Source organism: Bacillus sp. FJAT-50079 (assembly GCF_018343515.1).
In the GTDB taxonomy this organism is placed as follows: domain Bacteria; phylum Bacillota; class Bacilli; order Bacillales; family Bacillaceae_C; genus Lederbergia.
In genome coordinates this window covers 598,733-610,897 of record NZ_JAGYPD010000003.1, presented here as the reverse complement: position 1 = coordinate 610,897, position 12,165 = coordinate 598,733, and the positions used below count along the sequence as shown (strand labels likewise).

The 12,165-nt window shown below is 39.5% G+C and carries 12 protein-coding genes and 1 riboswitch; all 12 genes read right to left on the bottom strand.

Annotated features, from left to right (window positions below; all coding sequences use genetic code 11):
• Positions 1–2: 2 nt before the first annotated feature.
• The 12 genes from sufC to KHA95_RS10490 all read right to left on the bottom strand — a co-directional run bounded on the left by sufC (position 3) and on the right by KHA95_RS10490 (position 12,115).
• On the bottom strand, positions 3–788 hold the full coding sequence (gene sufC / locus KHA95_RS10545) for a Fe-S cluster assembly ATPase SufC (RefSeq protein WP_213137549.1): 786 nt from the start codon (positions 786–788) through the stop codon (positions 3–5).
• Positions 789–1,060: 272 nt separating this feature from the next.
• On the bottom strand, positions 1,061–1,924 hold the full coding sequence (locus KHA95_RS10540; RefSeq protein WP_213137444.1) for a MetQ/NlpA family ABC transporter substrate-binding protein: 864 nt from the start codon (positions 1,922–1,924) through the stop codon (positions 1,061–1,063).
• Positions 1,925–1,954: 30 nt separating this feature from the next.
• The gene (locus KHA95_RS10535; protein ID WP_213137443.1) at positions 1,955–2,623 is read right to left on the bottom strand and encodes a methionine ABC transporter permease; all 669 of its coding nucleotides are present in this window, start codon (positions 2,621–2,623) and stop codon (positions 1,955–1,957) included.
• Entirely contained in the window at positions 2,616–3,644 is a 1,029-nt protein-coding gene (locus tag KHA95_RS10530; RefSeq protein ID WP_213137442.1) for a methionine ABC transporter ATP-binding protein, read from the bottom strand. The genes KHA95_RS10535 and KHA95_RS10530 overlap by 8 nt, the downstream gene beginning before the upstream one ends.
• An 82-nt stretch (positions 3,645–3,726) precedes the next feature.
• Positions 3,727–3,832: riboswitch (SAM riboswitch) on the bottom strand.
• 122 nt (positions 3,833–3,954) lie between these two features.
• Positions 3,955–4,266: a thioredoxin family protein gene (locus tag KHA95_RS10525; protein ID WP_213137441.1), complete on the bottom strand. Its 312-nt coding sequence runs from the start codon at positions 4,264–4,266 to the stop codon at positions 3,955–3,957.
• A gap of 16 nt (positions 4,267–4,282) precedes the next feature.
• Entirely contained in the window at positions 4,283–4,627 is a 345-nt protein-coding gene (locus KHA95_RS10520) for a toprim domain-containing protein (RefSeq protein ID WP_213137440.1), read from the bottom strand.
• 60 nt (positions 4,628–4,687) lie between these two features.
• Positions 4,688–5,068, bottom strand: a complete 381-nt coding sequence (gene gcvH, locus KHA95_RS10515; RefSeq protein WP_213137439.1) for a glycine cleavage system protein GcvH — start codon at positions 5,066–5,068, stop codon at positions 4,688–4,690.
• Between the two features lie 70 nt (positions 5,069–5,138).
• Positions 5,139–5,504: an arsenate reductase family protein gene (locus KHA95_RS10510; protein ID WP_213137438.1), complete on the bottom strand. Its 366-nt coding sequence runs from the start codon at positions 5,502–5,504 to the stop codon at positions 5,139–5,141.
• A 192-nt stretch (positions 5,505–5,696) separates the two neighbouring features.
• On the bottom strand, positions 5,697–7,475 hold the full coding sequence (locus tag KHA95_RS10505; protein ID WP_213137437.1) for an acyl-CoA dehydrogenase family protein: 1,779 nt from the start codon (positions 7,473–7,475) through the stop codon (positions 5,697–5,699).
• Between the two features lie 16 nt (positions 7,476–7,491).
• Complete coding sequence (locus tag KHA95_RS10500; protein WP_213137436.1) at positions 7,492–8,667, bottom strand: acetyl-CoA C-acetyltransferase; 1,176 nt, start codon at positions 8,665–8,667, stop codon at positions 7,492–7,494.
• A gap of 24 nt (positions 8,668–8,691) precedes the next feature.
• Positions 8,692–11,079 carry a 3-hydroxyacyl-CoA dehydrogenase/enoyl-CoA hydratase family protein gene (locus tag KHA95_RS10495; RefSeq protein WP_481748429.1) on the bottom strand — a complete coding sequence of 796 codons (2,388 nt, stop codon included), beginning with the start codon at positions 11,077–11,079 and terminating at the stop codon, positions 8,692–8,694.
• A 121-nt stretch (positions 11,080–11,200) separates the two neighbouring features.
• Positions 11,201–12,115, bottom strand: a complete 915-nt coding sequence (locus KHA95_RS10490) for a proline dehydrogenase family protein (RefSeq protein WP_213137435.1) — start codon at positions 12,113–12,115, stop codon at positions 11,201–11,203.
• Positions 12,116–12,165: the final 50 nt, after the last annotated feature.

Here is a 12,165-nt window from a genome sequence, read left to right as displayed (position 1 = left end):
ACTTATGCTTCTTGACCAACGGTTTCGTCTTCGATGCCAAGCTCTTCTTTAATCCAGTCATATCCTTCTGCTTCTAGACGTTGTGCCAATTCCGGACCACCAGATTTAACAACACGTCCTTGCATCATGACATGTACATGGTCAGGAGTAATATAATTTAATAGACGTTGATAGTGAGTAATAATCAAGCAGCCAAAGTCGCTTGAACGCATCTCATTAATTCCTTTTGAAACAACTTTCAACGCATCAATATCAAGACCTGAGTCGATTTCGTCTAAAATAGCAATTTTCGGCTCTAGCATCATTAATTGTAAAATTTCGTTACGCTTCTTTTCCCCACCGGAGAATCCTTCATTTAAATAGCGTTGTGCCATATTCGGATCCATTTCAAGCATTTCCATTTTGCTATCCATTTCACGAATAAATTTCATTAATGAAATTTCTTTTCCTTCTTCACGGCGTGCGTTAATAGATGAACGTAGGAATTCAGCGTTTGTTACACCACTAATTTCGCTTGGATATTGCATCGCTAAGAAAAGACCCGCACGAGCGCGCTCGTCAACTTCCATTTCCAACACGTCTTCTCCATCAAGCGTAACCGATCCTTTTGTTACTTCATATTTTGGATGACCCATAATCGCAGCGGACAAAGTCGATTTCCCTGTACCGTTCGGTCCCATTACTGCATGGATTTCTCCACCTTTTATTTCAAGGTTTACACCTTTAAGTATCTCTTTACCATCGATCTCTACATGCAAATCTTTGATCGTTAATGTTGATGCCATGATCATACCTCCGTTAAATAGAAAGTGATTTTCTTATTCTGATGAGTTTATTCTCATTTTATTCTCAATTATTATCTTATACCATATTAAAATTATTATCAACTAGGAATGACTTTGCCTTCCTTTAGCATCAGTTTAATATTTTTGACTAGTAAAAACGAGGTGAAATCGCCCATTTTCTCATAATTAGGCTAATTCGACACTTTATTGGGCTGCTTTTCGTGAACATAAAAAATCCCGGATTTGTTATGATCCGGAATTTTTTTATGTTCTATTTATTCTTTAACTGGAACGACAGAGCCTTCCCATTCTTCAAGAATAAAATCTTGGATTTCTTTAGAGTGAAGAACCTCTACTAAAGTTTTAATTCTTTCATCATCTTGATCGCCGTTACGAACCGTAATAATATTCGCATATGGTGAATCTGACTCTTCGATCGCAATCGAATCTTCAAGTGGATTTAAGTCAATATCAAGCGCATAGTTTGAGTTGATAACAACTGCATCGCCTTCATCATTATTATATACTTGTGGTAGTAACGCAGGCTCATACTCATATTTAAATGTTAAATTTTTTGGATTTTCAACAATGTCATCTACTTCAGCTGTCGTTTTATCAATGCCATCTTTTAGTTTAATTAGACCATTTTTTTCTAACAATGATAATACACGGCCGTGTTCAGCAACAGAGCTACTGAAAATAATTTCTCCGCCTTCAGGAATGTCTTCAATTGACTTATGTTTTTTCGAATAAATTGCCATTGGTTCAATATGAATCGCACCGGCATTAACAAAATCATAGCCAAAGTCATCAATTTGCTTATTTAAGTATGGAATATGCTGGAAGAAGTTCGCATCAAGTTCTTTATCTTCCAACGCTTTGTTTGGCAAAATATAATCTTGGAAAACTGTAATTTCTAGGTCAATTCCTTTTTCCGCCAAAATCGGTTTTGCTTGTTCAAGAATTTCAGCGTGAGGCACATTCGATGCACCAACGACTAGTTTACTATTTTCCTTCTTTTCTGCTTCTTTTGCCCCTTGATCGTCTGCTCCAGATGAGTTTGAGTCATTCGATGATCCACATGCTGCAAGAGCTACAGTTAATAGCACTGCAAATAATACAGTCAACCATTTTTTCATTTCCTTTTCCCCCTTAATGTTTCGCGCCATTTAGCGCTTATCAATTATTTTTGTTATGACATCACCAATAAATTGGATGATAAACACAATGATTAAAATGAGAACAGTCGCAACAAATGTAACATCTTCACGGCTTCGTTGGAACCCGTCTAAATACGCTAAGTTTCCAAGACCTCCAGCGCCAATCGCACCAGCCATCGCTGTATAACCGACAAGTGCAATCGTTGTTACAGTAATTCCAGAAATAAGAGCCGGCATTGATTCAGGTAATAAAACCTTCATTATAATTGTGCTCGATTTTGCTCCCATTGCTTTAGCTGCCTCAATGACTCCTTTATCAATTTCACGCAAACCGATTTCTACCATCCTTGCATAGAATGGGGCAGCACCAATAATTAAAGCAGGCAATGCTGCATTTGGTCCTATCATCGTCCCAACTAAAAATTTTGTAAACGGAATGAGGAGGACGATTAATATAATAAACGGAATCGAGCGGAAAATATTGACAATAGCAGAAACAAATCCATTAATGACTGTATTCTCCCACATATTTCCCCTTGACGTAAGAAACAGGAGTAATCCAAGGAAAATACCGATAATAAATGTAGCTAAAACGGAAATACCAGTCATATAAAGGGTTTGAATGGTTGCCTCCCACATTTTATCCCATTTCACATTTGGAAATAAATTTTCAATCATTGTCGGTCACCACCTCAACCCCGACATTCTGTTGCTGTAAAAAGTCAATTGCTCGTTTCATCTCTGTCTTTTCTCCATTAATCTGAATAAACAATACTCCATAAGATCCATTTTGCGTTTGCTTAATATTCCCCTGAATAATATTGACCGTTAATTCGAATTCTCTGATTAATTTCGAAATAACTGGCTGCTCTGCCGCTTCCCCAATAAAAGTTAACTTGACAATTTTCCCTTCCGGATAAGCCTCAACTAAATGTTCAACAAGTTCCTTTGATTCATCCGGATCTGATATTTGTTGTACGAATCTTTGTGTCACTGGAGCTTGCGGATTTCTAAATACATCCAATACATCTCCCATTTCAACGACTTTTCCGGCTTCCATTACTGCTACTCGATGGCATATTTTTCGGATAACATGCATTTCATGAGTAATTAATACAATTGTTAAACCAAGTTTTTTATTAATATCAACGAGTAAATCAAGAATCGAATCGGTCGTTTCTGGATCTAGCGCCGACGTAGCCTCATCACAAAGCAAGACTTGTGGGTCATTTGCTAACGAACGAGCAATTCCAACTCTTTGTTTTTGACCACCACTTAATTGAGATGGATACGCATGTTCTCGACCTTCCAACCCGACGAGTTTAATTAATTCATCTACTTTTTCCATTCGCTTCTTTTTTGGAACACCTGCGATCTCAAGTGGAAAAGCAATATTTTCTCTTACTGTTCTTGACCAAAGCAAATTGAAATGTTGAAAGATCATCCCAATTCCTTGGCGTGCCTTTCTTAATTCATTCCCTCTGATTTTTGAAATCTCTAGACCATCTATATTAACCGAACCCGATGTTGGTATTTCCAAACCATTTAACATTCGGATCAAAGTACTTTTTCCGGCACCTGAGTATCCAATTACACCGAAGATCTCGCCTTTATTAATTTGAATATTAACATTTTCAACAGCATGAACTGTTCCACTTTTCGTTTTAAACACCTTTTTTGCATCTTTTATGCTGATCAACTCGGTGTACACCTACTTTCTTCATTCAAATAAAAAATACCTCACTGCACAAATGACAGAAAGGTATTAACAATAAACCCTTCTCTCATCTTTCAAAGCATGCTGCTTTGTGTGATTTGGCACCTTTTCAACGCTGTGATGGTTGCCGGGCTTCATCGGGCACATCCCTCCACCACTCTTAATAAGAGTAAAATCTATTCATTTTAAATAGTCAAAATGAACTACAAATGAGATTCTATCATGGAGACTTTTATTCGTCAACGGCATTTAATTTCCATTTTCGACAAAGTTCTGACAGTTTCCCGGGAAATTAATCGTAAATACCATTGATTAATTCATATAAATATGGAACTGATTGAAAAGCATATACTTTTTCAATCGGTTTTCCTTCCTTTATAATGATCAAGCAAGGCACACTTTCAATTGAGAATTGTTCTGCCATTTCTGGCATATAGTTTAAATCAACTTTAGCAAATGAAATCGCTGTAATTAATCGTTCGACAACATTCAACATTTTACTAGCTACTGCGCATGTTCCACATAATGGGGTATAAAAATAAATGACGGAATTCCCACTATTTTCTATCACTTTCGTTATGTCGTTCTTAGACCATTCCTTCATAACCATGATTCATCCTTTATAAAAATTCAACAAATACATCTATATTTGCTCTCAATAAGATCTGTGCCAAATGTTGTTCCGGGGCTGAAGCCACTTCCTTATAAATACTATCTATATAAAGATGCCTGGCAAGTGGAAATTCTCGTTTCAGCTGTTTTCTAAGCTTTTCCCCTGAGAGATCAGCATCTACCAATATATATATTTCTTTTCCTTCAAGCTCCTCAATTAACTGTTCGAGCTTAGAAAAACTAATCGTCCCATTCGTACAAATAATTTCTACTTGTTCTTTGACAATCGTCTTTACTTTTTTCTTATCTGTTAATCCTTCGACGATAATGACCTTTTCTTCGGAAGTATCCATCCAAACATGACCTCCTATGTAGAAAAAACACCTTGCATGTAGTACAAGGTGCTCAACGAATCACTCGCTCGTCACTCTTTCGTATTCTTCCGCTGACATCAGTTTTTCTTTTTCACTTTCGTCCGACGGTTCAATGACGATCATCCACGCTTTTTCATACGGTGATTCGTTTACAAACTCTGGGCTATCTTCAAGTTCTTCGTTTACAGCCACAACTTTTCCGCTAAGTGGAGCATATAGCTCGGAAACTGTTTTTACAGATTCTACACTGCCAAATGGTTCATCCGCTTTAATTTCATCGCCTATTTCAGGAAGCTCGACGTAAACAATATCACCAAGCTCGGATTGAGCAAACTCAGTAATTCCGATTCGTACCGTTTCGCCTTCTTCTTTTACCCATTCATGTTCATCAGAATAACGAAGCTCTTTTGGTATAATCATTTATACATCCCCCCAACATCTTTTCTAGTCTTAATGTACAAAAAGAATCGCTTGAAAGCAAGATAACGTGTTAGTTAACCTTTCCCCAAGTATCCTCATATGTCGACTCATTAAATCCAACCGTTACTCTCTCACCATCCGTTACGATCGGACGTTTTATAAGCATCCCATCGGAAGCGAGCAGTTCATATAATTCTTCATTTGATGCACTGCCAACTTTATCTTTTAAACCAAGCTGACGATATTTTTGTCCGCTTGTATTAAAAAACTTCTTTAATTCTAGTCCACTTATCTCATGCAATTGTTTTACCTCTTCACTTGATGGCGTATGTTCAACAATATGCACTTCCTCAAACGTTAGTCCGTTTTCCTCCAGCCATTTTTTCGCTTTACGGCATGTTCCACATGGAGGATATGAATAAAATGTAAGTGACATTTCCTCACCCCTTCATAATTATCCTCACTATTATAACCGAATGCCGCTAAAAAGAGGAAGTTACGCAATTGCCGGTAAAAGTCACGCAATTATTCCAAAAGTGGCGCAATTACGATCCAAAGTTGCGCAATTAAGCTAGAAATCGTGCAATTCCAGCTAAATGTAGTAAATAAAGCCGTCATAAATGACGGCTTATACGATGAATTTTTCTGCTACGATTAAGCGATCAGCAGCTTCACGTTTTTTTGCAATTACATTCACAGGTGTATGGCGAATAAGCTTTCGGAGGGCGGAATTCATCATGCGGAATGTATCGCCTTCTTCAATAGCTGTCAAGCATTCGCGCGCAAACTGCTCCACTTTCACGATCGAATCTTGACAGAAAATTTGTGTGTAAAGCAGCTTTTGTCTATGTTTCTCAACTCCATCACGTTTGATCGCCTTTTCAGTCCGCAATAAAACGGATTCCATTGCATAGGCGAATGATACGATATCAGCTAGCTTTGCTAAAATTTCTTGTTCTTTCTCCAAGGCATGCCCGTATTTTTGCGCACCAAGTCCCGCAAGCATTAAGGCCACTTTTTTTGTTCCTCGCACTAAATGTCTTTCTTGATCAAGTGGTTCGTCACCCGGCTCTTCTGGCATAAGCATCATTAATTCTTCTTGCAAGCTTTGGGCTTTTTCCAGCAATGGGAGCTCACCTTTAAATGCCTTTCGTAAAAATGTCCCTGGGACGAGCAAACGATTAATTTCATTTGTTCCCTCAAAGATACGGTTTATCCGGGAGTCACGATACGCTCTTTCAATCTCATATTCTTGCATATATCCGTAACCGCCATGAATCTGAACGCCTTCATCAACGACATGATCAAGCACTTCAGAACCAAAAATTTTATTTAACGAGCATTCGATTGCATATTCAGCAATTGATTTCGCTACTTCTGTCCCATCATGTGTTTCCGATAACTGTCCCATCCGCTCTTCAAACAATCCAACGGTCCGATAAACCGAACTTTCCGCAGCATAAATTTGTGCGCCAAGCGTTCCGAATTTTTCCTTTGTCAAATTGAACTGAGAAATCGGAGTTTTAAATTGCTTTCGCTGATTCGCATATTTCAGCGTAATGTCGAATGCACGTTTTGAACCACCAATTGCCCCGACTCCTAACTTATAGCGACCAATATTTAATATGTTAAATGCGATTCGATGACCTTTTCCCGCTTCTCCTAATAAATTTTCAACTGGAACTTGGGCGTTATCTAATAAAAGCGTTCTTGTCGAGGAGCCTTTAATTCCCATTTTCTTTTCCTCTGGTCCTGTTGAAACTCCTGAATAATTGCGCTCAACGATGAAGGCGGAAAATTGTTCCCCATCTATTTTCGCATAGACAATGAAAACGTCCGCAAAAGCAGAGTTTGTAATCCATTGTTTTTCCCCATTTAAAAGATAATGAGTACCCGCTTCATTCAATATAGCCGTTGTTTTGGCACCGAGTGCATCCGAACCTGAACCCGGTTCTGTTAACGCATATGCTGCTAACCATTCCCCTGTCGCTAGCTTCGGCAAATATTTTTTCTTTTGCTCCTCATTGCCAAATAAAACGATCGGAAGGGAGCCAATCCCAACATGCGCCCCATGAGAAATTGAAAATCCACCAGCCTGCGCTAATTTTTCTGAAATTAATGATCCGCTAATTTTATCAAGCCCCAGTCCACCGTATTCCTCCGGAACCTCAGCACCGAGAAGCCCAAGTTCCCCCGCCTGTTTTAATAGTTTTACAGATCGATCAAATTCATGATTTTCAATATGTTCGATTTGAGGCATCACTTCATTAATGACGAAGTCCTCTGTCGTTTTCGCGATCATTTTATGTTCATCTGTATAGTCCTCTGGTGTAAACATTTGCTCCGCCGTAATATCTTCAATTAAAAACGATCCGCCCTTTATTAACTTCTTCGTTTCCTTTGCCATCCTTTCGTTCCCCCTTTTAAATTAATTCGAAGACACCAGCCGCTCCCATTCCCCCACCAATACACATCGTTACAATTCCAAATTGAACATTTCGTCGCTTCATTTCATAAGCAAGCGTCAACGTAAGCTTCGTTCCCGTACATCCGAGTGGATGACCGAGCGCAATCGCCCCACCGTTCACATTTACCAATTCCTCATTTAAGCCAAGCTCGCGAATCACTTGAATTGATTGTGAAGCAAATGCTTCATTTAATTCAAATAAGCCAATATCACTAAGCTCCAGTCCAGCTAATTTCAATGCTTTTGGAATCGCTGCAACAGGGCCGATTCCCATAATTTCCGGTGGAACGCCAGCAACCGCAAACGAACGAAACTTTAATACTGGATTAAGCCCAAGTGACTTAGCTTTTTCACGATCCATTACCATAACCGCTGCAGCCCCATCGCTCGTTTGTGAAGAATTTCCTGCCGTAACAGAACCTGAAATGGAAAAAGCCGGTCTTAATGTTGCAAGCACCCCGATATTCGTATTTGGGCGTACTCCTTCATCTTCCGAAAAAATGAGCTTTTTTTCCGTTAATTTATATTCGGCATTTACCTGTTTATGAGTGACCTCAACGGGAACAATTTCTTCTGTGAATTTTCCATCCGCAATCGCTCTTGCAGCCTTATGATGACTAGAAACGGCGAATGCGTCCTGATCTTCACGTGAAATAGCAAAGCGTTTTGCCACCTCTTCTGCCGTATGCCCCATACTCATATAATACTCGGGAGCTTTTTCTGCAAGTTTGCGATTTGGGCGAGCAACATGGCCCATCATCGGCACAAGACTCATCGACTCCGCCCCACCTGCGATAATCGTATTTGCACTGCCAATCATAATCCGTTCAGCCGCATAGGCAATCGCCTGTAACCCTGAAGAACAGTAGCGATTGATTGTGATTGCCGGAACGGTATTTGGTAGCCCAGCTAAGCCACCAATATTCCTTGCCATATTCAATCCTTGTTCTGCTTCAGGCATCGCACAGCCAAAAATCAAGTCATCAATATCCCCATCATAATTACTTGCACGTCTCAACGTTTCCTTGACAACTGCTGCCCCGAGATCATCTGGTCTTACTGAAGCGAGTGTCCCTTTCTTCGCTTTTCCGACCGGTGTTCTTGCACCCGCAACGATGACTGCCTCACGCATCGGCTTCCCCCTCACTTTCCCTATTTAGTTTCTTAATGGCTTCCCCTTCACCAACATGTGTTGCATTCTCATTTGTGATTTTGGTTCAGCAACGAGACTAATGAACGCTTCCCTTTCAAGATCAAGCAAATATTGTTCATCTACTTCTGTCCCGTATGGCACCATTCCTCCAGCAATAACATAAGCAAGCTTTTTGGCAATCTTCAAATCATGATCAGAAATATAACCAGATAATCGCATGGCCTCGGCACCGAGTAATAAGGTTGCATAGCCGGTTTCGCCAGTGACCGGAACCTTCCTTCGTACAGGTGGTCGATAGCCTTTTTCATATAATGATAGAACGGATTGTTTCGCATCATATAGAAGATGATCTCCATTGACACTAATACCATCGTTATGATTAAGAAAGCCTTTTTCATTCGCTTCATCTGCAGATGTTGATACGTTCGCCATTGCAATCGTTTCAAACACTTTATTTGCGACTTTTTGTAAATCAAAATCAATTCCTTCGGGCATCTCTCGCAATGTCTTCATATATAATTCTTTATTTCCCCCGCCCCCCGGAATAAGACCGACACCTGTTTCAACAAGCCCAATATATGTTTCAGATGACGCTTGAATATGTGCAGCGGGCAGACAAACTTCCGCCCCACCGCCAAGTGTCATCCCAAATGGTGCCGCTACGACTGGCTTTGCGCTATATTTAATTTTCATCATCGCTTGCTGAAATTGTCTTACGACCAAATCGACTTCGAATATATCGTCATCTTGGGCAGCCATTAAAATCATCGCTAAATTGGCTCCAACACAGAAGTTTTTCCCTTGATTGCCAATAACTAAGCCTTTGTAGTTGTCTGCTACTTCATCAATCGCATAATTGATCATTTGGATAATATCAAAGCCAATCGCATTGTTTGGCGAGTGAAATTCAAGCAAGGCAACATCATCGCCAATATCGATTAAGCTCGCGCCAATATTCTTTTTTATGACTTTACCTTGTTTTTTCAAAAGCTGTAAATCAATCACTTTTGAATTGATCGCGACCGCTTTATATTCTCCGTTCATATAATAGGACAGCTTTCCATCTACTTCTTTATAAAAGGAAGTGTGCCCGTTTTCGAGCATCTCTTTTACCCAAAAAGGGACGGAAATTCCGTCTATCTCCATTTTTTCAATCGACTTTTCAAGGCCAATCGCATCCCATATTTCAAATGGCCCATGTTTCCAGCCGAATCCCCATTTCATTGCCTGGTCGATCGCAACAACATCATCCGCAATCGTTCCAAGCAATTCAGCTGAGATCGCAAGCACAGGAGCTGTAATATTCCATAGCAATGTACCAGCATGATCGTCCGAATAGAGCAGCATCTTCAATCTTTCCGCTGTCCCCTTTGCCTGCTTCGCCATTTCAAGCCCTGGTGTTTTTAATTTTTTCCTTGGTTCATATTCCAGTGTTTCAGGATTTAATTCAAGAATGTCCTTTCCTTTTTTCATATAAAATCCTTGACCTGATTTACTGCCAAACCAGCCTTTTTCTCGCATTTGTTGCATAAATTCCGGTATCTCAAATACTTGTTTTTCAGCTCCATCAACTTGCTCATATACATTATTTGCAACATGAATGAACGTATCAAGTCCAACGACATCGAGTGTACGGAAGGTGGCGCTTTTCGGACGCCCAATTAATGTGCCCGTGATCGAATCCACTTCACCGATTCGATACCCGCCCTTTAACATTTCTCTCACGGTTACGAGTAAACCATATGTCCCAATTCGATTGGCAATAAAATTCGGTGTATCCTTGGCAATAACAACGCCTTTCCCAAGCGTATCCTCACCAAAGGTTTGCATAAATTGAATAACATCTCTATCTGTTTTTTCCGTAGGAACAATTTCAAGTAGTTTTAAATAGCGAGGGGGATTAAAAAAATGAGTACCGATAAAATGTTTTTGAAAATCAGCTGAACGTCCTGCCGACATTTTCTCGACTGATATTCCTGATGTATTAGAGCTAACAATACTTCCAAGTTTACGATGCTTGTCAACGCTTTCAAAAACTTTCTTTTTCACGTCCAAATTCTCAACAACGACCTCAATGATCCAATCTACCTCAGATAGAAGCTTGATATCGTCTTCAAGATTGCCCGCTGTAATCATTGCGAGATTTTCCTTTTTTGTAAGTGGCGCGGGTTTTTGTTTTATTAATTTGGTTAATGCGGCATTCGCAAAGCGATTGCGAACAACTCGATCTTCTAATGTAAGTCCTTTCGATTTTTCATCTGCTGAAAGCTCATCTGGAACGATATCGAGTAACAATGATGGGATCCCGATATTGGCAAGATGAGCCGCAATGCCAGACCCCATCACACCTGAGCCGATGACTGCCGCTTTTTTAATATCGTACTTCAACATCTATTCCCCCTCTTTATTGAATGAATGATCATTCATTTTATGATTAAAAAAATATAAATGATATTAGATTACTTTAAATATAGCGGATTTCCCAAATTGTTTCAATCCTAAACTTTCTCTACTATCTGAAAATTCCTTTCAAAACAAAGGCAACATTTGCTGGTCGTTCAGCGAGCCTACGCATAAAATACCCGTACCAATCGGTTCCATACGGTAAATAAATGCGCATTGTATATCCTTCCTGTTGCAATTGCAATTGTCGCTCTGTTCGAATTCCATATAACATTTGATATTCAAATTGATCGGTTGAAATACCATTTTCCTTTACAATCAATGTTGTGAAATCAAGAATCGCATCATCATGCGTGGCTATTGCAGTATAATGCCCACGCAAAAGCTGGTGTTGAATGATTTGCTTAAAGTTTTCGTCCACATCTTTTTTTTCAGGGAAAGCAACTTCTGATGATTCTTTATAAGCTCCTTTCACGAGTCGAAGATGTGGGAAATATTGATGTAGATCTTCCATATCACTCGCTGACCGATATAAATACGCCTGAATAACAGTGCCAACTCGGTCATATTCTGATTTTAACTTTTTAAACAGTTCAAGTGTTTGTTGGCAATGTCCATAATCTTCCATATCGATTGTAACGAACACATCTTCTTGTTTTGCAACATCAAGAATTTCTCTCATATTTTTAAGGACAAGCTCAGACGAAATATCTAACCCAAGCGATGTAAGCTTTAACGATAATTGCGAATTTACCCCTGCACGGCGTATTGCTCGAATCGCTTCAATCGCTTGCTCCGTTCTCTCATAAGCTTCTTTTTCACTTTTAACGAACTCCCCTAAATGATCGAGCGTCACAGCCAAACCTTTTTCATTTAATTGCTTAATGACACTTATTGCTTGCTCAATCGTTTCTCCCGCGACAAATCTTGCCGCACCGAAATGAAGACCGTATTTTTTGGCCACTTTTGTGAGCACTTTACTTTTTGATAAAAATAAAAAGAATTGGCGAATCACATTTTCCATAAAGTTTCCTCCATGCATCAAATTTTGCATAATTTCACCCCATTCAGGCA

Coding starts and splice junctions, on each gene's coding strand:
- KHA95_RS10510 (WP_213137438.1), bottom strand. CDS start 5,504: ATGTCACTTACATTTTATTCATATCCTCCATGTGGAACATGCCGTAAA.
- KHA95_RS10525 (WP_213137441.1), bottom strand. CDS start 4,266: ATGAAGGAATGGTCTAAGAACGACATAACGAAAGTGATAGAAAATAGT.
- gcvH (WP_213137439.1), bottom strand. CDS start 5,068: ATGATTATACCAAAAGAGCTTCGTTATTCTGATGAACATGAATGGGTA.
- KHA95_RS10505 (WP_213137437.1), bottom strand. CDS start 7,475: ATGGCAAAGGAAACGAAGAAGTTAATAAAGGGCGGATCGTTTTTAATT.
- KHA95_RS10540 (WP_213137444.1), bottom strand. CDS start 1,924: ATGAAAAAATGGTTGACTGTATTATTTGCAGTGCTATTAACTGTAGCT.
- KHA95_RS10520 (WP_213137440.1), bottom strand. CDS start 4,627: ATGGATACTTCCGAAGAAAAGGTCATTATCGTCGAAGGATTAACAGAT.
- KHA95_RS10495 (WP_481748429.1), bottom strand. CDS start 11,079: ATGTTGAAGTACGATATTAAAAAAGCGGCAGTCATCGGCTCAGGTGTG.
- KHA95_RS10500 (WP_213137436.1), bottom strand. CDS start 8,667: ATGCGTGAGGCAGTCATCGTTGCGGGTGCAAGAACACCGGTCGGAAAA.
- KHA95_RS10535 (WP_213137443.1), bottom strand. CDS start 2,623: ATGATTGAAAATTTATTTCCAAATGTGAAATGGGATAAAATGTGGGAG.
- KHA95_RS10490 (WP_213137435.1), bottom strand. CDS start 12,115: ATGGAAAATGTGATTCGCCAATTCTTTTTATTTTTATCAAAAAGTAAA.